Genomic DNA, 25036 nt, shown 5'->3' with positions numbered 1-25036 from the left:
GCAAGACTGGTTGCGATAGAAACTTGCTCAGGGAGCCTTCCAGACATGACCGTCCGCTCGCGCGTCGCCACCGGCGTCGCCGCCATTGCGCTTTGCGCCACCGCTGCTCCTGTCTTTGCCGGACCTGCCGAGGACAGGCTGATCGCCCAATTGCTCGACGAAGGCCTTAACCGCTCCGACGCGATGGAAACCGCCTCGGAACTGATGGACCGGATCGGCCCGCGCCTCACAAACTCGGAAAACCACCGCAAGGCCGAAGACTGGGCTGCGGCAAAGTTCGCGTCCTACGGCCTCAAGAACATTCACCGCGAACCGTTCGAGTTCGGTCTTGGCTGGAACCTCAAGTCCTATTCCGCCACGATGACCAGCCCGCGCAGCCTGCCGCTCACTGTTCTGCCGGTAGCGTGGTCGCCCGCCACGAATGGCACGATCACCGCTCCGGTCGTGGTCGCGCCGATGAGCAAGGTGGAGAATTTCGAAGCCTGGAAGGGCAAGCTCGCCGGCAAGATCGTCCTCGTCAGCCTGCCGGGCGAGAGCAGCGAATCCAAGGATCCGATGTTCGAACGCCTCTCGGGCGAGGATATCGGCAAGCTCGACAAGTACAGCCTCCCGCGCCACGATCCCGAAGGGCTGGCCATGCAGGTCGCGCGTCGCGGCTTTGCCCGCAAGCTTTCCGAATTCCTCAAGGCCGAAGGCGCGCTGGCGATGGTCAAGATGACCTACCGCGACGGCAAGCTGGTCCACGGCGAAGGCTATGATTTCATCCCCGGCGAAACGCTCGCTGTGCCGGCGATGGACATGGCGCAGGAAGACTACCGCCGCCTCGTCCGCCTCGAGAAGACTGGCGCTGCCCCGCAGCTCTCCCTGTCGATCGACGCCAGCTTCGATGACAAGGACCTCATGGCCGACAACGTCATCGCTGAAATCCCCGGCACCGATCCCAAGGCAGGTTACGTCATGGCCGGTGCCCACTTCGACAGCTGGATCGCTGGCGATGGCGCTTCCGACAACGGTGCGGGCAGTGTTGCCGTGATCGAAGCCGCGCGCCTCCTTTCCAGGATGGGTGTCCGGCCGAAGCGCACCATCCGCTTCGCATTGTGGAGCGGGGAAGAGCAGGGGCTGCTCGGGTCCAAGGCCTATATCGAGCGGCACCTGGCGACGCGACCGGTTGATCCCACGCTCAAGGGGATCGACAGCTATTCGGCATGGCGCAACGCCTATCCGATCACGCCCAAGGCCGGCTATGCCGATCTCAAGGCCTATTTCAACATGGACAACGGCTCGGGCAAGTTCCGCGGCATCTATGCCGAAGGCAATGTGGCTGCCGCGCCGATCCTGCGCGAATGGCTGGCGCCCTTCAATTCGCTCGGCGCAGACAAGGTGGTGATGAGCAAGACTGGCGGCACCGATCACGTCTATCTTCAGGCGATCGGCCTGCCCGGCTACCAGTTCATCCAGGACCCGCTCGACTACGACAGCCGCGTCCACCACTCGAGCGCCGACACGCTCGATCACATGCGCGCCGATGACATGCGCCAGGCCTCGGTGATCCTTGCCGGCATGCTGTTGCAGGCCGCAATGAGCGACAAGGAATTGCCCCGCTCGCCCTTGCCGACAAAGCCCGACGCCACCGATCCGTTCAAGGTGCAGGACCCCAACCAGTAACACGCTCAGACCCGCTCCTTCCCTTGGCCGCCATGGCTAACGGAAGGAGCGCAGGCCTTACGCATTTCCCCGGAGTTTTCCGGCTGGAAAAGGCACACCCGCTATAACCTAGGTTAGTGCCCGTCATTCAAGCAGGCGGGCCATGCTCAAGCGCATATCCACGGACGAAGTCCAACTCGGCATGTTCATCCACAAGCTGGAAGGAAGCTGGTTCAGCCATCCCTTCTGGAAGCGGAAGTTCCTGCTCGATGATCCCGACATGCTCGAACGCCTGCGCGAGAGTGACGTGGACGGCGTGATCATCGATACGACCCGCGGCAAGGCCGTGGCGGACGAACCTGTTGCAGCACCGCATATCGTCTCGGGCCCGCGTAACGCCGGCATGACCGCCAAGTCCATGCGCCCTGCCATCGAACCCGTGCCCCAGCGGCCCGGGCCTGGTTTCGGTCGGGCACCTGCAGCCATGTCCATGGCGCGTGAATTCGGGCGGGCCAAGCGTGCTGCCGGCGATGCCCTGCGCGTGGTGAGCAAGGCCTTCATCGAGGTCAGGCTGGGCAAGGCGATCAAGGTGCACGATATCGAACCCGTGCTCGATGCCGTCTATGCCTCGGTCCAGCGCAACCTCTATGCCTTCAACGGCCTGCTGCGCTGCCAGAACGACAACGAGCCGGTCTATCGCCATTCGCTTGCCGTCAGCGCCCTGATGATCGCGCTGGCCCGCCATATGAAATTCTCGCCCGTCGACATCCGCGACGCGGGCATGGCAGGCCTGCTGATGGACGTTGGCGTAGGGCAGCTCCCGGTCGACCTCGCGTCGGTCGGCGGGGACTATTCGCTGCTTCGCCCCGACCTACGCGAACAGCACGTCGTGCTTGGTTACACCTTCCTCAAGGCGGCAGGCGACATTCCCGAGCCGGTGCTGCGGGTGATCCTGCACCATCACGAAAGGCTCGACGGCAGCGGCTATCCGCAAGGTCTGAGCGGCGCGGCAATCGAAGCCCTCAGCCGCATGGCCGCAATCTGCGATACCTATGACACGCTGATTTCGGGTGCCGAGCAGCTTGATCCGGCCGACGCTATCCGCAGGCTGCGCGAACAGCCAAGCACGTTCGATCCCGGCATCCTCGAACGCTTTGTCGAAACCGTCGGTGTCTACCCGATCGGTTCCTTCGTGCGCCTGCGGTCACAGCGCCTGGCCATGGTGGTCGACGAGGACCCTGCCGACACCGCGCTCCCGGTGGTCCGCACCTTCTGGTCGCTGCCTCTGGCCAAGCGGCTCAAGGGCGAGACGATCGCACTTGCCCATTGCTACGGCGACGATGCCATCGAAGGCATCGCCGACCTTGCCGACCTCGATCTGCCGGATATCGGCGCCCTGCGCGAAAGCCTGCTGGCCGCTGCCTGCAAGGAAGCGGCCTGATCCTATTCCACGATCACGCCGTAGAGGTCGTGGGCGTCGGCATCCTCGACCAGCACCTGCGCAAAATCGCCAGCCTTGAGCGTGGCTGGCACGTTGCGCAGATAGACCGCACCGTCGATCTCGGGCGCATCGGCCTGTGATCGTGCGGTCGCGCCGATGTCGCCATCTTCGTCAGGCTCGCCCACTTCATCCACGATAACCTTGATCGTCCTGCCGATCTTGGCTGCCAGCTTGGCAGCGCTGATGCGCTCGGTGGTTTCCATAAGCCGCCGATAGCGCTCTTCCTTGATCTCCTCGGGCACCGGGTTCGGCAGGTCGTTCGCAGCCGCACCGGCCACCGGCTCAAACCGGAAGCCGCCCACGCGATCAAGCTGCGCTTCTTCCAGCCACTCCAGCAGGTACTCGAAGTCGGCTTCGGTCTCGCCGGGGAAGCCGACGACGAAGCTCGAGCGGATGGCGATGTCCGGGCAGATTTCCCGCCAAGCCTTGATGCGGTCGAGCACCTTGGCCTCGTTGGCCGGGCGCTTCATGCTGCGCAGCACGTTGGGGCTGGAGTGCTGGAACGGGATGTCGAGATAGGGCGTCACCAGCCCTTCCGCCATCAGCGGGATCACCGCATCGACGTGGGGGTAGGGATAGACGTAGTGCAGCCGCACCCACGGCGTTTCGCCTTCCGGCGTGCGCAGCTTGCCCAGTTCACGGGCGAGGTCGGTCATGTGCGTGCGAACCGGCTCGCCCTTCCACATGCGCTCTTCATGCCGCACGTCCACGCCATAGGCCGAGGTGTCCTGGCTGATCACCAGCAGTTCCTTGGTGCCCGCTGCCACCAGCTTTTCGGCCTCGCGCAGCACCGCGTCGATGCGGCGGCTGGCGAGCTTTCCGCGCAAGCTTGGAATGATGCAGAACGCGCAGGCGTGGTTGCAGCCCTCGGAAATCTTGAGATAGCCATAGTGGCGCGGGGTCAGTTTCACGTCGCCTGGTTCGGCCTGCGGGATAAGGTCGATGTACGGGCCCATGCTCGGTGGGGCGGCTTCGTGCACCGCTTCGACTACCGCCTCGTACTGGTGCGCACCCGTCACCGCCAGCACCTGCGGAAACTTGGCGCGGATCACGTCGGCCTCGTTGCCCATGCATCCGGTCACGATCACCCGGCCGTTCTCGGCAATGGCCTCGCCGATTGCGGAAAGGCTCTCTTACTTGGCGGAATCGAGGAAGCCGCAGGTGTTGACCAGCACCACGTCCGCGCCCGCATAATCGGCGCTCATCGCATAGCCGTCGGCGCGCAGGCGCGTGAGAATGCGCTCGGAATCGACCAGCGCCTTGGGACAGCCAAGGCTGACCATGCCGACCTTGGGGGCTTCGGGAATTTCGAGAGGGGGAATCTGGCTTGCCATCGTGGCGCGGCCCATAGGCTAAAAAGCACGCCACGTCACCATTGCCCCGCTTGGCGTTGCCATCCGCGTTTGTCAGGCGTAGCAGTTGGTCGCAACGGGGGCTTGGCAAAGAAGGAAAAGATGGGCCCGGTCAACTGGATAGCCGTCGTTGTTGCAACGCTTTTTGCGCTTGGTGCGTCAGCCCTTTGGTATGGCCCGCTGTTCGGCCGTGCCCGGCTGGAGGAGGTTGGCCCCGGCAAGCTCGGCATCCGCCGCTCGCCTGCCCGTACCGCCGCGATCACCGCTGCCCTGCTGTTCATTTCCGCCAGCATGATGGGCCACATGTTCGCCCGCGTCGGCGCGGCGACGCTCGACGTGAAGTGGTGGCTCTACTTCATGATGTCGGGCGGCCTCGCCATCGCCTTCGTCGTTCCATCGCTGTGGATCAGCTACAGCCAACAGCGCATCAGCACCCGGCTGGCCCTGATTGACGGCGGATTCTGGCTCGCCGCCTATCTCTCGATGGGACTCGCGTTCATGCTCATGGGGCAATAGCAGGGGTAGGCGCGATCTCGACGATCTCGTCACCTTCCTCAAGCCGATCGGCGGCGGCTTCCCAGAAGCCGATTGCCGTTCCGCGCCGATAGATCCTCAATCCCCGCCCGCCGCTGACCAGTGCCGCCAGCGGACGACCGACTTCCTCGGGCCTCACCTTGCGCTCCACCAGCTGCACCCGGCCTTCGACCGAGGCGAGATCGGTCAGGTATTCGGCGACGTGCTTGCCATGGGCGGACCCGGCCATCAGCAGCCCAGTAAAGCGCACCGGGTTGATGACCGTGCTGGCGCCAGCCTGCCGGGCCAGATCTTCGTTGTCGGCCGCGCGCACCACGGTGCTGATCGGCACGCCGGGCGCCAGATGCCGCGCGGTAAGGGTGATGAGGATCGAGGTGTCGTCGCGTCCGGCCGAAACCAGGATGGCGCAGGCCCGGTCGATCCGCACGTCGACCAGCGTTGCATCGCGCGTGGCATCGCCAGCCATGACATTGCAGCCGATGTTGGCTGCGGCTGCCAGCGCGCTTTCCGAAGGATCGATCACCACGATGCAGCCCGGATCGGTGCCCCGCGCGACCAGTTCGGCCACGGCTTCTGCCCCCGAAACGCCAAAGCCCAGCACCACGATATGGTCGGTCAGGTTCTTCTGGATCTGCGCCATGCGAAACCGCTCCCAGGTGCGCTTGATGATGAAATTGTAGGCCGTGCCCACGAAGATGAAGATCACCGCCACCCGGATCGGCGTGACGATGACCGCCTCGATCAACCGCGAACGGTCGCTCACGGGGGCGATGTCGCCAAAGCCGGTCGTCGTGATCGAGATCATCGTGAAATAGACCACGTCGAGGAAACTGATAGACCCGTCATGGCTGTCCTTCAGCCCCGACCGGTCGATCCAGTGGACCGCCACCACGATAGCCACCAAGGCAAATGCGGCGCCCAGCCGCAGCCCGAGGTCCGCCCATACCGAAACCTTCAGCGTTCGCCGCAGCACGTTCACCGGTTTGCGCTTTCCCGGGCGGAGAAGGTGGAGGTCCATGGGCGTTACAACCGCGGCGGCAGGTAGAGTTCCGGATCGCGCGGCACGTTGTTGCGGCGCAGCTCGAAATGGACCGTCGGCCGCTGTGCCTCGCCGCTCTGCCCGACCAGCGCGATGCGCTCGCCCTTGGTCACCGTCTGCCCTTCCTTCACCGTCATCATGCCGAGATAGGCATAGGCGGTGACGAAGCCGCCGCCGTGATCGATCAGGATCAGCTGCCCGAAGCGTTCGGGTTCCTTGCCGGCGTAAAGCACGGTGCCTGCCGCCGCCGCTCGTACCTTTTGTCCGGGGTGGGCAATCAGGTCTATTCCGTTCGAGGGAATGCCTGCCACCTTTTCGCGGAAATGACTGACAACGGCGCCTTCCGTGGGCCAGCCGATCTTCGGCGCGTCGGATTCACGCGGGGCCAATGGCGCGCGAGGGGGCGGGGCGGGGCGCAACGTGGGGGCAGGGCGGGGCACGGCCTTCGGGGTTTGACCGGCTGGAGCCTGCGCCGGGACCGCTGTTGCCGGCTTGGCTGATGGCCTCGGCGCACCCTTCGGATCTGGCCGCTTCAGCACCTGTCCGATGCGGATGACGTAAGGACTGGGAATGCCGTTCGCCTCGCCCAGCGCTGCCATGTCCACGCCCCAGCGCCGCGCGATGTCCGAGAAGGTATCACCCGCCTGCACGGTATAGGTCCAGGCCACGATCGGCGGTCGCGCACCTTGCGCAACAGCCGGTGCCGCTGCCAGCAGTGCCAGGCCTGCCGCCAGCGCGCGGATCACGCCAGCGGCACGAGGCGGGTCAGCCCGCCCATGTAGGGGTGCAGCACTTCAGGCACATCCACCGATCCGTCCTCCCGCTGGTAGTTTTCCAAGACTGCCACCAGCGTACGGCCCACGGCAAGGCCCGAACCATTGAGAGTATGAACGAACTCGGTGCCTTTCGCGCCTTCCGGGCGATAGCGCGCGTTCATGCGCCGCGCCTGGAAGTCACCGCAGTTGGAACACGAGGAGATCTCGCGATAGGCGCCCTGGCCCGGCAGCCACACTTCGAGGTCATAGGTCTTCCGGGCGGTGAAGCCCATGTCCCCGGTGCACAGCAGCACCTTGCGATAGGGCAGGCCCAGCGCCTGCAGCACGCCCTCGGCACAGCCGGTCATGCGCTCATGCTCGGCTTCGGAATCTTCGGGCCGGGTGATCGAAACCAGTTCGACCTTCTCGAACTGGTGCTGGCGGATGAACCCGCGCGTATCGCGCCCCGCCGCGCCCGCCTCCGAACGGAAGCAGGGCGTCAGCGCAGTCATGCGCAGCGGAAGCTGCCCTTCGCTCAGGATCTCCCCTTGCACCGCATTGGTCAGGCTGACCTCGGCGGTGGGGATCATCCAGCGACCGTCGGTCGTCTTGAACAGGTCTTCCGAGAACTTGGGCAATTGCCCCGTGCCGAAAACTGCCTCGTCCTTGACCAGCAGCGGCGGAATGCACTCCAGATAGCCGTTCTCGCCGGTCTGGCGATCAAGCATGAACTGCGCCAGCGCCCGGTGCAGCCGCGCCATCCCGCCCTTGAGGAAGGTGAACCGTGCCCCCGAGATCAGCGCGCCAGTCTCGAAATCAAGGCCGAGCGCCGGGCCAAGGTCGGCGTGTTCCTTCGGCGGAAAACTGAACTCGCGCGGCGTGCCCCAGCGCAGCAATTCGGCATTCTCGCTCTCGTCGGCGCCTTCCGGCACATCGGATGCAGGGGCATTGGGATAGGCGGCGAGCGCGGCATTCTGCTGCGCCGTCAGCGTCCGCTCTTCCTCTTCCAGCGCGGGCAGTTCAACCTTGAGCGCGGCAACCTCGACCTTCAGCGCTTCGGCCGTATCCTTGTCACCCTTGCCCATGGCTGCGCCGATGGCTTTCGACGCTTCATTGCGGCGGGCCTGAACTTCCTGCATCCGCGTCGCGATCTCGCGGCGGCGCGCATCGAGCGCGAGGATGGATTGCGCCGCAGGCTCCACGCCCCGGCGGGCGAGGGCGGCGTCGAAAGCGGCGGGGTTTTCGCGGATCAGGCGGATATCGTGCATGGCGCAGCGCTATGCCGCCTCGCGCCCCCGGGCGCAACCCGCCCTCAGCGCTCTTACGTGCGGGGACAGGTATTCATGCCAAGTAGCGAATAGAGCGGGCACGTGCGCAGCAGCCCCGTCAGCAAAGGAACCAGCCCGATCCAGCCCAGCGGCGTCTGCGGCCCGACAAAGACGAGCGCGATCAGCACGAGACCGAGCACGATGCGAAGCACACGATCGATCCCGCCAACATTGGTCTTGAACATGGGTCTGGTCCTCCTTGTGAACCAGCCCATGATGGCGCCTTATATTAGGCTTTCCTTGATTTCGCGCAAACGCCGCTCATTCATCGCGTTCGCCCTCGCTCGGCTCTTCGCTCGAACGTGATTGTCGGGTCGCGTCCTGTGCCTGGTCCTTGCGGACGCCCTCGCTCGGTTCCTGCGATGAGATTGCCTGCATCTTGCGATCTTCCTCGGGATAGTCCTCCGGCGTCACGTTCGAATTGATCTTGGTGGTCGCGTGGACTTCGCTGTTGAGGCTCGCGTTGTCGCTCTTGGGCTCGAGCGGTGGCGTGCGTTCATCCTTGTTTTGCATGGAAATTTCTCCGTTGGGGGGAGAATGACCAATCCACCGGAGCAATGCGAGGTTCCGCCAGATACAGAAAAGCCCGCGATCTCTCGCGGGCCGTTTCTGGTGGGCGCGACAGGGATTGAACCTGTGACCCCACCCGTGTGAAGGGTGTGCTCTACCGCTGAGCTACGCGCCCGTCAGAGCATGGTCGGTGTTCGACCGCTTGACAGGGGCGGGCCTCTACGACGCTCCGCTTCGATTGACAAGTGGGGCAATCAAGATATTTGCGCGCTCCATGAGCGACGAAACCAACCAGCCCGAAACCACCGGCAGCGACGTGCCGCCGGATCACCTCGCGATCAACCCGCGCAGCCCCTATTTCGATGCGGACAAGCTGCGTCGCGGCGTCGGCATTCGCTTCAAGGGCGTGGTGCGCAACAACGTCGAGGAATACTGCATTTCCGAAGGCTGGGTGCGCGTGCAGGCGGGCAAGACCATGGACCGCAAGGGCAACCCGCTGACGATCAAGCTCAACGGCCCGGTCGAAGCCTGGTACGAAGACCTTGGGCCAGACGCGCCCGTCGCGAAGGTTTGAGACCCCAACGGCATCCTTCGACAAGCTCAGGATGTGCGGGCTACTTTGACAGGATGAGCGCGTTTTTGCAAAAGAACCGCTCGTCCTGAGCCTGTCGAAGGACGCCCGCACCACTACCGCGGTAGCAACCGCCCGCGTTCGCGCGTCACCAGCGCGGTCAGCCAGTCCTTGAACGCCCGCACGCGCGCCAGGTTGTGCGTGTCCTTGTGCGTCACCAGCCAGAACGATCGCGTCACGCGGGCGGCGGGCAGCACCGGCACCAGCCACTTGTCCGAATCGCCAATGAAGCACGGCAGCACGCCGATGCCCGCCCCCGCCGCGATCATGCGGTGCTGCGCGATGATCGAGGACGAGCGCAAGTTGGCGGTCAGGTCCGGCTCGATCTCGGCCAGGTAGCGCAGCTCCGGTGCATAGAGCAGGTCGGGAATGTAGCCGACCAGCCGGTGCCCCTGCGCCAGCTCGGCAGGCTTTTCAGGCAGCCCCTTTTGCGAAAGATACCCCCGCGTGGCATAGAGCCGCAGGCTGTAGTCCGACAGCTTGCCCGCGATCACCGGCCCTGCGCGCGGGCGTGACAGCGTGACGGCAAGGTCCGCTTCGCGCTTGGACGGGCTGAGAAATCCGGACGAGGCGACGAGATCCACCATCAGTCGCGGATTGGCCTCGACAAAGCCGCGCAGGGCAGGAGCGACAATCCAGCTGCCAAACCCTTCGGACAGGCTCACCCGCAGGGTTCCGGCAACGCCCCCGCCACTGGCGGCGTGTTCGGCGATGCGACTGGCGGCCTGGTCCATCGCCTCGACCTCGGCCAGCATAGCCTCGCCCGCCTCGGTCAGGACCTGCCCCTCGCGCGTCTGCTCGAACAGCGTGGCGCCGACTCGCGTTTCCAGCCGCCGCAATCGCCGCCCGATCGTGGTGGCGTCCACCCCCATGTTTGCCGCCGCCCGCGCGAGCTGTCCGGCACGCGCTACCGCGAGAAAGGCCTGAAAGTCGTTCCAGTCGCTGGACTGCATCCGGTCACCTGCAAATTTGCAGGTAGACCTCGCATAATCGCTTGTTGCCTGCAATCAGTCATCGGCGCATCACGCCAGCAAGTTTTGATGAAAGAGGATTCCTGATGCGTCTCGTAGACCACTTCATCGTCGGCGGCCCCGGCGGCGCGCCCGCCCGCAAGAGCCCGATCTTCGATCCGAACAACGGCGGCGTGCAGGCCGAAGTCGCGCTCGGCACCGCCGAAACGCTCGAGCGCGCCGTTCAGGCCGCCCTGAAGGCGCAGCCCGCCTGGGCCGCCACCAACCCGCAGCGCCGCGCCCGCGTGATGTTCCGCTTCAAGGAACTGGTCGAGGCGAACATGGACAGCCTCGCCCACATGCTCTCCTCCGAGCACGGCAAGGTCATCGCCGACTCGAAGGGCGATATCCAGCGCGGTCTCGAAGTGGTCGAATTCGCCTGCGGCATCCCGCACGTTCTCAAGGGCGAATATACGCAAGGTGCCGGGCCCGGCATCGACGTCTATTCGATGCGCCAGCCGATCGGCATCGGCGCAGGCATCACCCCGTTCAACTTCCCCGGCATGATCCCGCTGTGGATGTCGGCCATCGCCATTGCCACGGGCAACGCCTTCATCATCAAGCCTTCAGAGCGTGACCCCTCGGTTCCGGTTCGCCTTGCCGAACTGTTCATCGAAGCGGGCCTGCCCGAAGGCATCTGCCAGGTCGTCCATGGCGACAAGGAAATGGTCGACGCGATCCTCGATCACCCGGCCATCGGCGCGGTCAGCTTCGTCGGCTCGTCGGACATCGCCCACTACGTCTACAACCGTGGCGTCGCCGCTGGTAAGCGCGTGCAGGCCATGGGTGGTGCCAAGAACCACGGCATCGTCATGCCCGACGCCGACCTCGATCAGGTCGTCAACGACCTGTGCGGCGCGGCCTTCGGTTCGGCTGGCGAGCGCTGCATGGCGCTGCCCGTCGTGGTGCCCGTGGGCGAGGAAACCGCCAACAAGCTCCGCGCCAAGCTGATCCCCGCGATCGAGGCCCTGCGCGTCGGCGTCTCGACCGATCCCGAAGCGCACTACGGTCCTGTCGTGACCCAGGCGCACAAGGAAAAGGTCGAAGGCTGGATCGGCAAGTGCATCGAGGAAGGTGGCGAACTGGTCGTCGACGGCCGCGGCTTCACGCTGCAGGGTCATGAGGAAGGCTTCTTCGTCGGCCCGACGCTGATCGACCATGTCACGCCCGACATGGACAGCTACCACAATGAGATCTTCGGCCCCGTCCTGCAGATCGTCCGAGCCAAGGACTTCGAGGAAGCGCTCGCGCTGCCTTCGAAGCACCAGTACGGCAACGGCGTTGCCATATTTACCCGCAACGGCCACGCGGCGCGCGAATTTGCCGCCCGTGTCAACGTCGGCATGGTCGGCATCAACGTGCCGATCCCGGTGCCGGTTGCCTACCACACCTTCGGCGGCTGGAAGCGTTCGGCCTTTGGCGACACCAACCAGCACGGCATGGAAGGCGTGAAGTTCTGGACCAAGGTCAAGACCATCACCCAGCGCTGGCCGGATGGCTCGCCCGATGGTGGAAACGCCTTCGTCATTCCGACGATGGGCTGAGGCGGAAAGGCCCGCTCATGGAAAGGATCGCTCCGGTGCGCGTTGGTTATGCCATCAACCACACCGGAGCATTCCCGATGAAGCAATCCGCTCTTCTTCTCCTTGCCGCACCGTTGGCGCTTGCCGCCTGCTCGGACCCATCGCCCGAGCCGGGCGCGTCGGCCACGCCCAGCCTCGCGCCCACAGTCAGCGAGAGCGAGGCCATGGTTCCACCGGTCTCGCCCGCGGCATCGGCACCGGCAGCGGACGGCGTCTTCCCGGTCGCAATGCGCGGCAAGTGGGGCGTCAACGCGGCGGATTGCAACCCTGCGCGCGGTGACGACAAGGGGGCGATCACTGTCGGCGAGAGGTCGGTCAAATTCTATGAATCCGTTGGAGAGATCGCTTCGGTAAAGGATGTCGATCGCAATACCTTGCGCGCGGTGTTCGATTACGAGGGCGAAGGCATGAAGTGGCAGCGCGATGCCAGCTACAAGCTGGAGGACGGCGGCAAGACGCTGGTCTTGACCGAGTTCGGCGATGACGCTCCGCAAGGCCCGCGTCGCCACAGCCGTTGCAAGTGAGGAGAGCCGTGATGAAGCCTGCTATCATTGCCATCGCTGCTCTGGCCGGTCTTTCGGCCTGCACGCAAGGCACGCCGCCACCGGAGGACCTTCCCGCCATGCCCGAAGGCACCTGCAATGCCGACGCAGTCCAGTCGCACATCGGCCACAAGGCCACTGCTGCCAGCGGTGCCGAGCTGATGCGTCTCAGCGGCGCACGTACCCTGCGCTGGGTGCCGCCGCGTTCAGCCGTGACAATGGACTACCGCGCCGACCGGCTGACGGTCTCCTACGACGACAACTACACGATCGTCCGCATTTCCTGCGGATAGGTCTGGACAGCATGGGTGGTGGGCCATATCCGCCGCCCATGACAAATTTAAGGGCGCGGTTAACTCTGCGTGACGGCCAAAAGGGTAAGACGGGAAGAAGATGACCGACCAGTTCTCACTGACCGAAGATCAGATTGCCATCCAGGACATGGCCCGCCGCTTCACTGCCGACGCCATCACGCCGTTCGCCGCGCAATGGGACGAGGACCACACCTTCCCGCGCGAAACCATCAAGGCCGCCGCCGAACTCGGCTTTGCCGCAATCTACGTCAGCGAGGAATCCGGCGGCATCGGCCTTGGCCGCCTTGAAGCTGCGCTGATCATGGAAGCCATGGCTTATGGCTGCCCCGCGACCAGCGCCTTCATCTCGATCCACAACATGGCCGCATGGATGATCGACACCTTCGGCGGTGAAGAGATCAAGGGGCGCTACCTTCCCGATCTTGTCACCATGGACAAGATGGCGAGCTACTGCCTGACCGAGCCCGGTTCGGGATCGGATGCAGCCGCGCTCAAGACCACCGCCCGCCTCGATGGCGACCACTACATTGTCAACGGCACCAAGCAGTTCATCTCGGGCGGCGGCGTCAACGACATCTACGTCACCATGGTGCGCACCGGCGAAGATGGCGCCCGTGGCATCTCCTGCCTCGTCATCGACAAGGACATGGAAGGCGTCAGCTTCGGTGCGCCCGAACGCAAGCTCGGCTGGAATGCCTCGCCCACCGCGCAGGTGATCTTCGACAACGTGCGCGTGCCGGTCGCCAACCGCGTCGGCGCCGAAGGCGATGGCTTCAAGTTCGCGATGGCCGGGCTGGATGGTGGCCGCCTCAACATCGGGGCCTGCTCGCTGGGCGGCGCACAACGCTGCCTTGATGAGGCAATCGGATACGTCAAGGATCGCAAGCAGTTCGGCAAGGCCATCGCCGAATTCCAGAACACCCAGTTCGTGCTGGCCGACATGGCGACCGACCTCGAATCCGCCCGCGCGCTGCTCTACATGGCTGCCGCCAAGGTGACCTCCGGCGCACCCGACAAGACGCGCTTCTCGGCCATGGCCAAGAAGCTGGCGACCGACAACGGCTCGTCGATCGTCGACCGCGCGCTGCAGATGTTCGGCGGCTACGGCTACTTGCGCGATTACCCGATCGAGCGGTTCTGGCGAGACCTTCGCGTCCACCGCATCCTCGAAGGCACCAACGAAGTCATGCGCATGATCGTGGGAAGGGACCTGCTGAAGTGACCGATGAAGTTCTTGCCACCCGCAGCGGCGCGGCTGGCGTGCTCTCGCTCAACCGTCCGCGCGCGATCCATGCGCTGACGCTCGACATGGTCCACGCCATGACTGCATCGCTCCTGGATTGGCGCGGTGACAATGGCTTGGCGGTCGTGATGATCGACCACCAGCTTCCCGCCGATGGCGATCCCAAGCTGTCGCGGGGCTTCTGCGCAGGCGGCGATATCGCCTTCCTGCGCAATTCGGCGCTGAACGACGGCGGCACGTCGGGCCGCAAGTTCTTCCATGACGAATACCAGCTCAACCACCTGCTGATGACCTATGGCAAGCCCGTGGTCGCCTTCATGGACGGCATCACCATGGGCGGCGGCGTGGGGATTTCCGGCCCGGCCACGTATCGCGTGGCTACCGAGAACACCAAGCTGGCCATGCCCGAAACCGGTATCGGCCTGTTCCCGGACGTGGGCGGCGGTTGGTTCCTGTCGCGGCTCAAGGGCCGTCTCGGCCAGTACCTTGCGCTGACAGGCGCGCGCCTTGATGGTGCGGAATGCCTCTGGGCAGGTCTTGCCACGCATTATCTGCCCTCGGCCAACCTTGCGCAGGCCAAGGCCCGCATCGCGGCAGAGCCCGACAATATCCCGGCCATCTTGCGCGAACTGTCGTCGGTCCCGCCCGAGCCGAAGATCGTTGCTCATGCCGATGATATCGCCCGCCTGTTTGCTTCGGACCGCTACGAGGACATCCTCGCCGCGCTCGAAGCCGACGGTTCCGACTTCGCGGCCGAAACGCTAAAGACGCTGCACACCAAGAGCCCGCAGACCTGCAAGGTCGCCCTGCGCCAGCTCGCCACCAGCCTGACCCTGCCCGACTTCGCCGCCAACATGGCGATGGAATACCGCATCGGTGCCCGCGTGCTGACTTTGCCGGATTTTGCCGAAGGCGTGCGCGCCGTGATCGTCGATAAGGACCACGCCCCGAAGTGGTCGCCCGCCACGGCAGAGGGCGTCACCGACGATCTTCTCGACCAGATCTTCGCGCCGCTGGGCGCTGCTGACGAATGGAAACCGCTATGACTTACGAAACCATCCTCGTCGAACAGAAGGGTGCTGTCACCCTCATCACGCTGAACCGCCCGCAGGCGCTCAACGCGCTCAACTCGCAGGTTCTGGCTGAGCTGATCGAGGCCTTCGCCGCCTACGAGGCCGACGCCTCGCAGCGCTGCGCCGTGCTCACCGGCGCGGGCGAGAAGGCCTTTGCCGCCGGGGCCGACATCAAGGAAATGTCGGAAAAGCCCGCTGCCGATTTCTACAACGAGGACTTTTTCTCGAAGTGGACCAGCCACCTCGTCAAGACCACGCGCAAGCCGTGGATCGCGGCGGTCAACGGCTTCGCGCTGGGCGGCGGTTGCGAACTCGCGATGATGGCCGATTTCATCATCGCGTCTGAAAACGCCAGGTTTGGCCAGCCCGAGATCAAGCTCGGCGTGGCCCCCGGCATGGGCGGATCGCAGCGCCTCACCCGCGCCGTGGGCAAGGCCAAGGCGATGGACATGTGCCTGACCGGCCGCATGATGGACGCCGCCGAGGCGGAGCGCTCGGGCCTTGTAACCCGCGTGGTGCCGCTGGCCGACCTGCTCGCCGACGCGCTCAAGACCGCCGAGACCATTGCCGCGATGCCGCCGATGGCCGCCGTCGCCAACAAGGAAATGGTCAACGCCGCGTTCGAGACCACGCTCGACCAGGGCCTGCTGTTCGAACGCCGCGTCTTCCAGATCCTCACCGCCAGCGAGGACAAGGCCGAGGGCATGAAGGCCTTCATCGAAAAGCGCCCCGGCGTATGGAAGGGGCGTTAAGGCCATGAAAATCGCATTCATCGGCCTCGGCAACATGGGCGGCGGCATGGCCGCGAACCTCGTCAAGGCGGGGCATGACGTCCACGCCTTCGACCTTGCCGAAGCGGCGCTGACCCGCGCCAGGGAAAACGGCTGCACCACCTACACCTCGGTCAAGGAAGCAGTGCAGGGTGCAGATGCCGTGGTCTCGATGCTGCCCAACGGCGCCATCGTGAAGTCGGTCTACAGCGCCGACGTGATCGGCCACGCGCCGACCTCGGCCCTGCTGCTCGATTGCTCGACCATCGACGTCGCCACTGCCCGCGAAGTTGCCACGGCAGCCGATGCTGCGGGCTATGTCATGGTCGATGCGCCGGTTTCGGGCGGCATCGCAGCTGCCAATGGCGGCACGCTCACCTTCATGGTCGGCGGCAGCGACGAGGCCTTTGCCCGTGCCGAGCCGATCCTTGCCGCCATGGGCAAGGCCGTGATCCATGCCGGTGCCAGCGGCGCAGGGCAGGCGGCCAAGATCTGCAACAATATGCTGCTCGGCGCCTCGATGGTCGCCACGTGCGAAACCTTCGCCATGGCCGAGAAGCTCGGGCTTGATCTCCAAACCTTCTACGACATCTCGTCCAAGGCCTCGGGTCAGTGCTGGTCGATGACCTCGTATTGCCCGGTCCCCGGCGTCGGCCCGCAAAGCCCGGCCGACAACGGCTATCAGGGCGGCTTTGCCACCGCACTGATGCTCAAGGATCTGAAGCTGGCCATGGCCGCTGCCAAGGATGCCGGGGCCGATGTGCCGATGGGCCAGCGCGCCGAAGAGCTCTATTCGGCCTTCGCCGATGCGGGCAACGCCGGCCTTGATTTCTCGGCCATCATCAAGTCGCTCTGATCGAACAAGCTGGCGCCCCCGCGCAGGCGGGGGCCTCGGTGTTGTGACGGAACGTCAGCGCGTTTTCGCGGCAATGATCCGCCCGATCGGATCGTTCGCCAGCCCACCCGAAGCTTTGGCCACGGGCCTTGCAACCGCCGTCTTGGGCGCCTCATACCGATAGGACAGCTCGCGCCGTACAGGCGATGTCCTGACCGCCACCTCGGGTTTGATGCCCTTGAGGAAATCCGCCCCGATGGCGCGCGGAGATTCTGTCGCCTTCGCCTTGCTGGCGCTGGAAAGCAGCGTCAGCCGCTCCTTCGTGCCTGCCTTGTCCGGATAGATGAACCCGTTCACCGGCCATGCGGTGGTGCCAAGGTTGCCGATGGGGGCATACCACACGCGCACTTCCGACCAGTCGTTCGCCTCGGATACGTCCACCGCGCGCACGTCGTTCTCGATCTGCCCGCGCCGTCCGTCAATGGGCGACCAGTTGGCATGGCGCAGCAGCACGGTGCGCGAATCGATCACCCGGCTGACGGCGGCAACGTGGCCAAGTTCCATCCGGCCATGAGGTGCAAAGCTCATCACCGCGCCCACTTTTGGCCGGTGACCGCGGGCATAGCGACCCTCGGCCTGATCCCACCACGTCAGCGCATCGCCATAGATCTTGATGCCGCTGACCTCGCGGGCATAGGGCACGCATTGCAGATAGGGCAGGGCTTCGGCCTGATCGTAGTCCCCGGTCCCAGGGCGTGAAGAGTCGCGGAATTCTGCGGCATTTGCACCCGTTCCCAGCAGGACCAGCGCACCGAGCAATCCGAAACGGCAGATCTTTTCCCTCATTCCTGCAGATATCTGCAGGTTAGGTTATGGCGGACCTTATACCCATGGTTAATGGCGCAATAATCAATTGCCCTCACTTAAACGCACTCTTGCGTTCATGCGCTTAAACAGCCACGGCAGGCCCATGCGCCCCCAAGTCATCATTATCGGACGCCCGAACGTCGGCAAATCGACGCTGTTCAACCGCCTCGTCGGCAAGAAGCTGGCCCTGGTGGACGATCAGCCCGGCGTGACGCGCGACCGCCGCTTCGGCGATGCGACACTGCTCGGGCTTGAGTTTACCATCGTTGATACCGCCGGCTGGGAGGATCTCGATCCTGATACGCTGCCCGGCCGCATGCGTCAGCAGACCGAAGCCTCGCTGGTCGGTGCCGATGTCGCCCTGTTCGTGATCGACGCACGCGCCGGCGTCACCCCGCTTGACGAGGAAATCGCCCGCTACCTGCGCCAGAGTCGCGTGCCGATCGTGCTGATGGCCAACAAGGCCGAAGGCCGCCAGGGTGATCCCGGCATCTACGATGCCTTCGCGCTGGGCTTTGGCGAACCGGTCGCCTTCTCCGCCGAACACGGGCAGGGCCTCGCCGACCTCTTTGAAGCGCTGCGCCCGCATCTCGAACCCAAGCAGGTCGAAGAGGACGAAAACGCCGAGGTTGAAGGTGACGAGGAGGAATTCGATCCCGAATCCGTCCTCAAGCTCGCCATCGTCGGCCGCCCCAATGCGGGCAAATCCACGCTGATCAACAAGCTGCTGGGCGAAAACCGCCTGCTCACCGGGCCGGAAGCGGGCATTACCCGCGATTCCATCGCGATTGACTGGCAGTGGTTCGATCCCGAGCGTGAAGGCTATCGCCCGGTCCGCCTGATCGACACGGCGGGCATGCGCAAGAAGGCGCAGGTCACCGACAAGCTCGAAAAGCTCTCGGTCGCCGATGCCCGCCACGCCATCGACTTCGCCGAGGTCGTCGTGCTCACGCTTGATGCCACGCGCGGGCTTGAACATCAGGACCTCAAGATTGCCTCGATGGTGCTCGAAGAGGGCCGCGCGCTGATGATCGCGATCAACAAGTGGGACGTGGCCGAAGACCCTTCCGGCCTGTTCCAGGGCATCCGCAAGGCGCTCGATGAAGGTCTCGCACAGGTGCGCGGCGTGCCGCTGCTCGCCATCTCGGGCCGCACCGGCAAGGGGCTGGACGATCTGCTCAAGGCCGCGTTCGAAATCCGCGCCGCATGGTCGAAGCGCGTGCCGACCGCTGCACTGAACCGCTGGTTTGACGATGCGCTCGCCGCCAACCCGCCCCCGGCCCCCGGCGGCCGCCGCATCAAGCTGCGCTACATCACCCAGGCCAAGACGCGCCCGCCCGGCTTCGTCCTGTTCGGCACCCGGCTTGATCAGCTCCCCGAAAGCTATCGCCGCTATCTGGTCAACGGCATCCGCCGCGAACTCGGCTTCGACGCCGTGCCGATCCGCCTGACCCTGCGCAGCCCCAAGAACCCGTTTGCGAAGTAGGCGTCATGCCCACCGAAGCCCTGCCTCTCGACCGCACCTCGCTCCCGCAAGGACTTGGCGCGGCGCTGTGGCGTGGCGTGCGCGGCAAGTGCCCGCGCTGCGGAGGCACGCACCTGTTCACGCGCTTCCTCAAGCCGGTCGAGCGCTGCCGCCTGTGCGGCCAGAACTGGACGCTCCACGCGGCTGACGACTTCCCGCCCTACATCTCGATCCTGCTGACCGGCCACATCATGGCCCCGGTGATCATCGAACTGGGCCTGCACACCGGCCTGCCGGGCTGGGCGATGATGCTGATCGTGGCGGTCCTGGCGCTGGCGCTGCTGGTTGGCCTGCTCCAGCCCGCCAAGGGCGGCGTGATTGCGCTGCAGTGGTGGCTGGGCATGCACGGCTTTGCCGGGCGGGCAGGGAAGGGTGAGGCAGGCGTCGGTTAGTCCAGCGACTGCACACACTCGGCCAACCTACGTCACCCCGGGCTTGACCCGGGGTCCCGCTTTTGCCCTTTACGCACCGCCAGAAGAAGCGGGACCCCGGATCAAGTCCGGGGTGACGGCGTTTCTTTTAGGCGCTGGCAGAGCTGGTGAAATGTCGACAATGGGTCAAGGGCGGGGTTGGCTACGGAGGATCAATCACCGCCGTAAGCATCTGCGGTGATAATAGTCAGGCTCGCATCTTCAGTCAGAAACAGGCAGATGTCGTCAAAGTTTATAAACCGCTGCTGTACGCCGTTGCTCACCTCAATCCAGCATTGATCGTGCACAGCAGCAGACTTTTCCAAGCCAAAATATTTCAAAATCAATGCGACAGCATCAACACTGTGCATGCCGATAATGTTCACATCACCGATCAAAAAATGCCTGTGCGACGAAAGTCCTGTCACGAAACGATCTTTTACAAAAACAGTGTATGACCCATCACGACTGTCAAATATCTCCGAACCAATCTCGTCTGCCGATTCGACGAGACAGTGAAGCGATCGAAAATCATCGTAATCTTCAATCGGCACACCCAATCTAAAACCTGCAACTTGGTTGCATGGCTGCCACCAAGCACCTTCAGACCCGTTTCTCGATTGACAGCTCATTGAGAATGAATGGGGCAACTGCGGAATATTCGCAATCTCCTTCGTATCCAGATCTTCTGCTTCCAACTTGGTGACCGCCAGCCACCCCCTCACAAAAAATTATTCGGCCAGATCATCGTCCGCCACATATGCGCCGTGGGCGACCCGTCAAACCCCAGCCCTTCCTCGGGCTCGCGGAAGTTCCTCGCGATGACGCCTTCCAGTTCCTCCGGCTCCACCACCGGAAAGTCGTCGAAGAAATAGGTGTCGTAGAGCGTCACAGCCCTCGCGGTCATGTACCATTCGTGGCCGCGCGCGTATTCGGCGTCGCGCAGCAGGTATTCGGGCACCTGATAGTCCGGCCCGAAGAACTTGTGGTAGCTGTCAGGGTAGGCATAGCCGACGCTTTCGTCCGCCACATAGCGCAGTGCCTGGTGGTACTTCACCGCAAAGGCCACTTCCGGATCGACATAGGGTGCGATCAGCTGCGCGCTCCAGTAGCCGTGGTCGGCGCGGATCAGGCAGCCGTTGGAAATGTCGTGCAGCAGGCAGGCCATCACGACCTTCTCCGGCAACCCATCGTCCAGCGCGCGCTTGGCGCTGACCAGCAGGTGCCGCACGGTGATGTCGCCGAAGCGGCAGCGGAAGAAATCGAGCAGGCGTGGCCGCTCGGGCATCCGCGGCAGGGCGGGATTGTCGCCCATCATGAACACCGTCTTCGGGTTCAGCAGCTTGAGCAGTTCGGCTTCGTTGTCGACGAAGTCGGTGCCCTTCCAGCCCACCGGCGAGGGATAGATCAGCCTCTCGCGCCCGGCCTGCGGCCAGGGGCGTTCCATCTCGTTATCGTTCATGGGGGTAGGGTAGGCGCGGCACCGCTTCGGGGCAAGCACCGCGCCGATCAGCTTACAGAACCTCGAACAGCCCCGCAGCGCCCATGCCACCGCCGACGCACATCGTCACCACGACGTACTTCGCGCCCCGGCGCTTGCCTTCAATCAGGGCGTGGCCGGTGCAGCGGGCGCCGGTCATGCCATAGGGGTGCCCGATCGAGATCGAGCCGCCGTTGACGTTGAGCAGGTCATTGGGAATGCCCAGCTTGTCGCGGCAATAGAGGACCTGCACGGCGAAGGCCTCGTTCAGTTCCCACAGGCCGATGTCGTCCATTTTCAGGCCGAAGCGCTGCAGCAGCTTGGGGATGGCGAAGACCGGGCCGATGCCCATTTCGTCAGGCTCCGTGCCCGCCACCGCCATGCCGACATAACGGCCCAGAGGCGTGAGCCCGCGCTTGGCGGCGAGGTCTGCCTCCATCACGATCACGGCCGACGATCCGTCGGAAAGCTGGCTGGCGTTGCCCGCGGTCACGATGCCGCCTTCGATCACCGGCTTCAATGCCTGCAGGTTCTCGATGGTGGTCGAGGGGCGATTGCCTTCGTCCTTGGTCAGGTGGACGTCCTGGAAGGTGATCTCCCCGGTTTCCTTGTTCTGGACGCCCATCGAGGTGTCGACCGCGACGATCTCGTCATCGAACTTGCCGGAGGCTTGCGCGGCGGCGGTGCGCTGCTGCGATTGCAGGGCATATTCGTCGCACTGTTCGCGGCTGATGCCATAGCGCTGTCCGACGATCTCGGCGGTCTGCAGCATCGGCATGTAGATCGCCTTGTGCATCGCCATCAGGCTCTTGTCCGGGGCGACGCGCATGTCCTTGGTCTGGACCAGGCTGATCGATTCCTGGCCGCCTGCGGCAACCACGTCCATGCGGTCGATGATCACCTGCTTGGCGGCGGTGGCAATGGTCATCAGGCCCGACGAGCACTGACGGTCCATGCTCATGCCCGATGTGGTGATCGGCAGGCCCGCACGCAGCGCGACCTGGCGCGCGATGTTGCCCGCCTGCGCGCCCTGCTGCAGCGCTGCACCCCACAGCACGTCGTCAACTTCGGCCGGATCGATCCCGGCGCGGGCAACGGCGGCCTGCAAGGAAAGTGCGCCGAGCGTTGCGCCCGGCGTGGCGTTGAAGGCGCCCTTGTAGGCGCGCCCGATGGGCGTGCGGGCGGTCGATACGATTACGGCGTCACGCATGGTTCAAGCTCCTGCTGGGGATGTTTTTTCAAGCGATGTGGCGGCGAGGATGGGATTGCCGCCGAACCTGTCGCGCAATTCGCGCTTGAGCACCTTGCCGATCGGGCTGCGGGGAAGTTCATCCACCACTTCGATCGCGGAAATGCGCTGCGTCTTGCCCAAGTGTCTGTTGGCTTCTGCCAGGACGGCCTGGGGGTCGGCCGAAGGATCAGCCAGAACGACTACCGCCAATGGCGTTTCGCCCCAGGCATCCGAAGCCACGCCCACCACAGCGGCTTCCTTCACCGCGCTCTGCCGCGTCAGTTCAGCCTCCAGATCGCTGGGGTAGATGTTGAACCCGCCCGAGATGATCATGTCCTTGGCGCGGTCCATCAGGATCAGGAAGCCGTCCTCGTCGAACTTGCCGACATCGCCGTGGCGGATGTAGCGGCGTCCCTCGGCATCGTACCACTCGACCTCGCGGGTCTTGTCGGCCTTGTTGTGATAGCCGTTCATCATGATCGGCGAATGGCCGACGATCTCGCCCACTTCGCCTTGCGGCAGCTCGTTGCCGTCCTCGTCGATGATCTTGATGATATGGCCGGGGGAAGGCTGGCCGACGGTGTGCAACTTGTCCGGGTGCAGGTGCGCCAGCAGGATCGCCGTCGCGCCGCCCTCGGTCATGCCATAGCCATCGGTCAGGCCGCCCGGCCAGCGCTTGAGCACATCGGCCTTGAGCCAGGCGGGGAAGGGCGCAGAGGTGCAGGACTTGAGCTTGTAGGATGACAGGTCGAAGCGGTCGAAGTCGGACACTTCCATGATCCGCCGGTACTGCACCGGCACGAGCATGGCGTGCGTCACCCGCTCGCGCTCGGACAATTGCAGGAACGTGCGCGCATCGAACTTGCGCATCAGCACCACCTTGCCGCCTGCGGTAAGGGCAGGAAGGAAGCTGACCAGCGTGGTGTTGGAATAGAGCGGGGTCGAACAGATCACCGCCGTATCGTCGCCATAACCTGCGGGGATGGTGCGCCGGGCATATTCGTGGCGCATCTTGTGGCTCTGCACGATGCCCTTGGGTGCACCGGTGGTGCCTGAGGAATAGATGATGTTGAACGGATCGCCGGGGGCAGGCGTCCGCTCCTCCGGCTTGGCGCCTTCCTCGGCGATCCATGTGCTGAACGGCTCGCCTGCATCGCTGTCGTCCAGCGCGATGCGCTTCACGCCTTCAGGCAGGTCCAGCCCCGCGAGACGGTGAGAAATCTCCTTGTCCAGCAAGAGCACCCGGCTGCCGCTGTCCTCAAGCATGGCGATGATCGTTTCCGGCGTCGCGGTGGATGTCAGCGGCGCTGCCACCGCGCCTGCCCGGATCGCGCCGAGGAAAGCGAGGCCCGTGGTCACCGCGTTCATTGCCGCGATGGCCACAGGCTCGTGCCTTTGCACGCCCTCGCGCTGCAGGGCCGTGGCGATGCGGTCGAGCAGGGCGTCCATCTCGGCCCAGCCGACAGTGCGGTTCTCGTCCGCCAGCGCCACCGCATCACCCCGCCTTGCGGCATGGGCGCGCAGAATGTCGCTCAGCGGCGTGAACTCGCTCTCGACGATATCCTCGATCCGCATCGCAGTTCTCCGGTCAGCCGTTGAACTTCTCGCCTGCAGCCGCCTTGCGCTCCAGCAGGGGTGCGACGGGAAGGCCGTGCTTCTTCAGGCCCGCGACCACGGTATCGAGCCCGATATGATCGGCCCAGAACATCGGCCCGCCGGTCCATGCAGGCCAGCCATAGCCGTTGAGCCAGACGGTATCGATATCGCTCGCCCGCTGCGAAATGCCTTCCTCAAGGATCAGCGCGCCTTCGCTGATCATCGGATAGAGCAGGCGTTCGCGGATCTCGTCCTTGTCAATCGAGCGCTGTGGCTTGCCTTCCTTCTGGGCGAAATCGGCGATGATCGCCTTCACTTCGTCCGAAGGCGAACGCTGGCGGTTGTCGTCGTAGTCGTAGAAGCCCTTCTTCGTCTTCTGCCCCCAGCGGCCGACCGCGCACAGCGCATCGCGCAATGTCTCGATCCGATTGGGATCGCGGTGCCAGCCGATGTCCACACCGGCAAGATCGGCCATCTGCCACGGCCCCATCGGGAAACCGAATTCGAGCAGCGCCTCGTCCACGTCCCAATAGTTCGCGCCTTCCATGATCAGCGCATGGGCCTGCGCCTGACGGGGTGAGAGCATGCGGTTGCCGATGAAGCCATGGCACACGCCCGAGACCACCGGCACCTTCCCGATCTTCACCGAAAGCGCCATCACCGTTGCCAGCTGCGCCTTGCCCGTCGCCTTGCCGCGCACGACTTCAAGCAGCTTCATCACGTTGGCGGGCGAGAAGAAGTGCATGCCCAGCACCGCTTCCGGGCGCGAGGTGACACTGGCGATCTCGTCGATGTCGAGATAGCTGGTGTTGGAGGCGAGGATCGCGCCCGGCTTGGCCACGTTGTCGAGCCGGCCGAACACGTCCTTCTTCACGTCCATGCTTTCATAGACCGCCTCGATCACCAGATCGGCCTCGGCCAGCGCCCCGAAGTCCAGCGTCGGCGTCAGCCGGCCCATCGCGGCCTCGGCGTCTGCGGCCTCCATCTTTCCGCGCTTGACGGTGTTCTCGTAGTTCTTGCGCATGGTGGCAACGCCGCGATCGAGCGCTTCCTGCGTCATTTCCACGATGGTCACCGGAATGCCCGCCGTCAGGAAGTTCATGGTGATGCCGCCGCCCATCGTGCCAGCGCCGATCACGCCGACGCGGTTGATGGGAAGCAGCTGCGTGTCAGCCGGGATATCGTCGATGGTCGCTGCCAGCTTCCGAGCGGCGTCGATGTGCTCCTTGGCACCGGGGATGGGGTCGGACATCGTGGTTCTCT

The 25036-nt window shown here is 64.5% G+C and carries 24 protein-coding genes, 1 tRNA gene and 2 pseudogenes; 13 read left to right on the top strand and 14 right to left on the bottom strand.

What is annotated here, in order from left to right:
- Positions 1-45: 45 nt before the first annotated feature.
- Together IM701_RS12240 and IM701_RS12235 are read left to right on the top strand one after the other, a co-directional pair.
- Entirely contained in the window at positions 46-1665 is a 1620-nt protein-coding gene (locus tag IM701_RS12240; RefSeq protein ID WP_193827079.1) for a M20/M25/M40 family metallo-hydrolase, read from the top strand.
- A gap of 142 nt (positions 1666-1807) precedes the next feature.
- A complete protein-coding gene (locus IM701_RS12235) occupies positions 1808-3085 on the top strand; it encodes a DUF3391 domain-containing protein (protein ID WP_193827078.1) in 1278 nt (425 codons plus the stop codon).
- A gap of 2 nt (positions 3086-3087) precedes the next feature.
- Here IM701_RS12235 and rimO read toward each other — a convergent pair.
- Positions 3088-4494: pseudogene (gene rimO / locus IM701_RS12230) on the bottom strand (30S ribosomal protein S12 methylthiotransferase RimO).
- A gap of 87 nt (positions 4495-4581) precedes the next feature.
- On the opposite strand from rimO, the gene IM701_RS12225 reads away from it, so the two are divergent.
- Positions 4582-5013 carry a DUF1761 domain-containing protein gene (locus IM701_RS12225; RefSeq protein WP_230487692.1) on the top strand — a complete coding sequence of 144 codons (432 nt, stop codon included), beginning with the start codon at positions 4582-4584 and terminating at the stop codon, positions 5011-5013.
- On the opposite strand, the gene IM701_RS12220 is transcribed toward IM701_RS12225, so the two are convergent.
- From IM701_RS12220 to IM701_RS12195, 6 genes are all read right to left on the bottom strand, one after another.
- A complete protein-coding gene (locus tag IM701_RS12220; RefSeq protein ID WP_193827077.1) occupies positions 5000-6049 on the bottom strand; it encodes a TrkA family potassium uptake protein in 1050 nt (349 codons plus the stop codon). The two genes, IM701_RS12225 and IM701_RS12220, sit on opposite strands and share 14 nt — an antisense overlap.
- 5 nt (positions 6050-6054) lie before the next feature.
- On the bottom strand, positions 6055-6816 hold the full coding sequence (locus IM701_RS12215; RefSeq protein WP_062780374.1) for a M23 family metallopeptidase: 762 nt from the start codon (positions 6814-6816) through the stop codon (positions 6055-6057).
- Entirely contained in the window at positions 6813-8093 is a 1281-nt protein-coding gene (serS, locus tag IM701_RS12210; RefSeq protein ID WP_039337737.1) for a serine--tRNA ligase, read from the bottom strand. Before serS ends, IM701_RS12215 begins: the two co-directional genes overlap by 4 nt.
- Positions 8094-8146: 53 nt before the next feature.
- On the bottom strand, positions 8147-8338 hold the full coding sequence (locus tag IM701_RS12205) for a DUF2892 domain-containing protein (RefSeq protein ID WP_039337736.1): 192 nt from the start codon (positions 8336-8338) through the stop codon (positions 8147-8149).
- 76 nt (positions 8339-8414) lie between these two features.
- Positions 8415-8666, bottom strand: coding sequence for a hypothetical protein (locus tag IM701_RS12200; RefSeq protein ID WP_039337735.1), 252 nt, complete (start codon positions 8664-8666; stop codon positions 8415-8417).
- A 97-nt stretch (positions 8667-8763) separates the two neighbouring features.
- Positions 8764-8838, bottom strand: a tRNA-Val gene (locus tag IM701_RS12195).
- Positions 8839-8937: 99 nt separating this feature from the next.
- On the opposite strand from IM701_RS12195, the gene IM701_RS12190 reads away from it, so the two are divergent.
- Positions 8938-9237 carry a DUF3297 family protein gene (locus IM701_RS12190; protein WP_039337734.1) on the top strand — a complete coding sequence of 100 codons (300 nt, stop codon included), beginning with the start codon at positions 8938-8940 and terminating at the stop codon, positions 9235-9237.
- A 113-nt stretch (positions 9238-9350) separates the two neighbouring features.
- Here the strand turns inward: IM701_RS12190 and IM701_RS12185 are convergent, their stop codons facing one another.
- Positions 9351-10247 carry a LysR family transcriptional regulator gene (locus tag IM701_RS12185; protein WP_039337733.1) on the bottom strand — a complete coding sequence of 299 codons (897 nt, stop codon included), beginning with the start codon at positions 10245-10247 and terminating at the stop codon, positions 9351-9353.
- A 104-nt stretch (positions 10248-10351) separates the two neighbouring features.
- Between IM701_RS12185 and IM701_RS12180 the strand changes: the two genes are divergently transcribed.
- The 7 genes from IM701_RS12180 (at position 10352) to mmsB (ending at position 16685) form a co-directional block, all read left to right on the top strand.
- A complete protein-coding gene (locus tag IM701_RS12180) occupies positions 10352-11848 on the top strand; it encodes a CoA-acylating methylmalonate-semialdehyde dehydrogenase (RefSeq protein ID WP_039337732.1) in 1497 nt (498 codons plus the stop codon).
- Between the two features lie 17 nt (positions 11849-11865).
- On the top strand, positions 11866-12411 hold the full coding sequence (locus tag IM701_RS12175; protein WP_062346944.1) for a hypothetical protein: 546 nt from the start codon (positions 11866-11868) through the stop codon (positions 12409-12411).
- 11 nt (positions 12412-12422) lie between these two features.
- Positions 12423-12722 carry an I78 family peptidase inhibitor gene (locus IM701_RS12170; protein WP_039337730.1) on the top strand — a complete coding sequence of 100 codons (300 nt, stop codon included), beginning with the start codon at positions 12423-12425 and terminating at the stop codon, positions 12720-12722.
- A gap of 100 nt (positions 12723-12822) precedes the next feature.
- The gene (locus tag IM701_RS12165) at positions 12823-13965 is read left to right on the top strand and encodes an acyl-CoA dehydrogenase family protein (RefSeq protein WP_193827076.1); all 1143 of its coding nucleotides are present in this window, start codon (positions 12823-12825) and stop codon (positions 13963-13965) included.
- Positions 13962-15032 carry an enoyl-CoA hydratase/isomerase family protein gene (locus tag IM701_RS12160; RefSeq protein ID WP_193827075.1) on the top strand — a complete coding sequence of 357 codons (1071 nt, stop codon included), beginning with the start codon at positions 13962-13964 and terminating at the stop codon, positions 15030-15032. Before IM701_RS12165 ends, IM701_RS12160 begins: the two co-directional genes overlap by 4 nt.
- Positions 15029-15811 carry an enoyl-CoA hydratase-related protein gene (locus IM701_RS12155; protein WP_193827074.1) on the top strand — a complete coding sequence of 261 codons (783 nt, stop codon included), beginning with the start codon at positions 15029-15031 and terminating at the stop codon, positions 15809-15811. Before IM701_RS12160 ends, IM701_RS12155 begins: the two co-directional genes overlap by 4 nt.
- Positions 15812-15815: 4 nt before the next feature.
- Positions 15816-16685 carry a 3-hydroxyisobutyrate dehydrogenase gene (mmsB, locus tag IM701_RS12150; protein WP_062346936.1) on the top strand — a complete coding sequence of 290 codons (870 nt, stop codon included), beginning with the start codon at positions 15816-15818 and terminating at the stop codon, positions 16683-16685.
- 54 nt (positions 16686-16739) lie between these two features.
- Here mmsB and IM701_RS12145 read toward each other — a convergent pair whose 3' ends face one another.
- Positions 16740-17510: a CHAP domain-containing protein gene (locus IM701_RS12145; RefSeq protein WP_193827073.1), complete on the bottom strand. Its 771-nt coding sequence runs from the start codon at positions 17508-17510 to the stop codon at positions 16740-16742.
- A gap of 124 nt (positions 17511-17634) precedes the next feature.
- Between IM701_RS12145 and der the strand changes: the two genes are divergently transcribed.
- Both der and IM701_RS12135 read left to right on the top strand, forming a co-directional pair.
- Positions 17635-19017 (top strand): ribosome biogenesis GTPase Der, encoded by a 1383-nt coding sequence (gene der / locus IM701_RS12140; protein ID WP_193827072.1) that lies wholly within the window; start codon positions 17635-17637, stop codon positions 19015-19017.
- A 5-nt stretch (positions 19018-19022) separates the two neighbouring features.
- Complete coding sequence (locus IM701_RS12135) at positions 19023-19448, top strand: DUF983 domain-containing protein (RefSeq protein WP_193827071.1); 426 nt, start codon at positions 19023-19025, stop codon at positions 19446-19448.
- A 191-nt stretch (positions 19449-19639) separates the two neighbouring features.
- Here IM701_RS12135 and IM701_RS12130 read toward each other — a convergent pair whose 3' ends face one another.
- From IM701_RS12130 to IM701_RS12110, 5 genes and pseudogenes are all read right to left on the bottom strand, one after another.
- Positions 19640-20164 (bottom strand): hypothetical protein, encoded by a 525-nt coding sequence (locus tag IM701_RS12130; protein ID WP_156451885.1) that lies wholly within the window; start codon positions 20162-20164, stop codon positions 19640-19642.
- Positions 20165-20187: 23 nt separating this feature from the next.
- Entirely contained in the window at positions 20188-20913 is a 726-nt protein-coding gene (locus IM701_RS12125) for a hypothetical protein (RefSeq protein ID WP_156451886.1), read from the bottom strand.
- 67 nt (positions 20914-20980) lie between these two features.
- A complete protein-coding gene (locus tag IM701_RS12120; protein WP_193827070.1) occupies positions 20981-22156 on the bottom strand; it encodes an acetyl-CoA C-acyltransferase in 1176 nt (391 codons plus the stop codon).
- A 3-nt stretch (positions 22157-22159) separates the two neighbouring features.
- Positions 22160-23752, bottom strand: a complete 1593-nt coding sequence (locus IM701_RS12115; protein WP_193827069.1) for a class I adenylate-forming enzyme family protein — start codon at positions 23750-23752, stop codon at positions 22160-22162.
- 13 nt (positions 23753-23765) lie between these two features.
- Positions 23766-25004: pseudogene (locus IM701_RS12110) on the bottom strand (3-hydroxyacyl-CoA dehydrogenase NAD-binding domain-containing protein); the annotation flags it as partial.
- Positions 25005-25036 lie beyond the last annotated feature (32 nt).

It is taken from the genome of Novosphingobium sp. ES2-1 (genome assembly GCF_015169775.1).
GTDB classification, from domain to species: Bacteria; Pseudomonadota; Alphaproteobacteria; order Sphingomonadales; family Sphingomonadaceae; genus Novosphingobium; species Novosphingobium subterraneum.
Note: the sequence above shows the minus strand (reverse complement) of the source record. Positions and strands in the feature narration are given on the sequence as shown.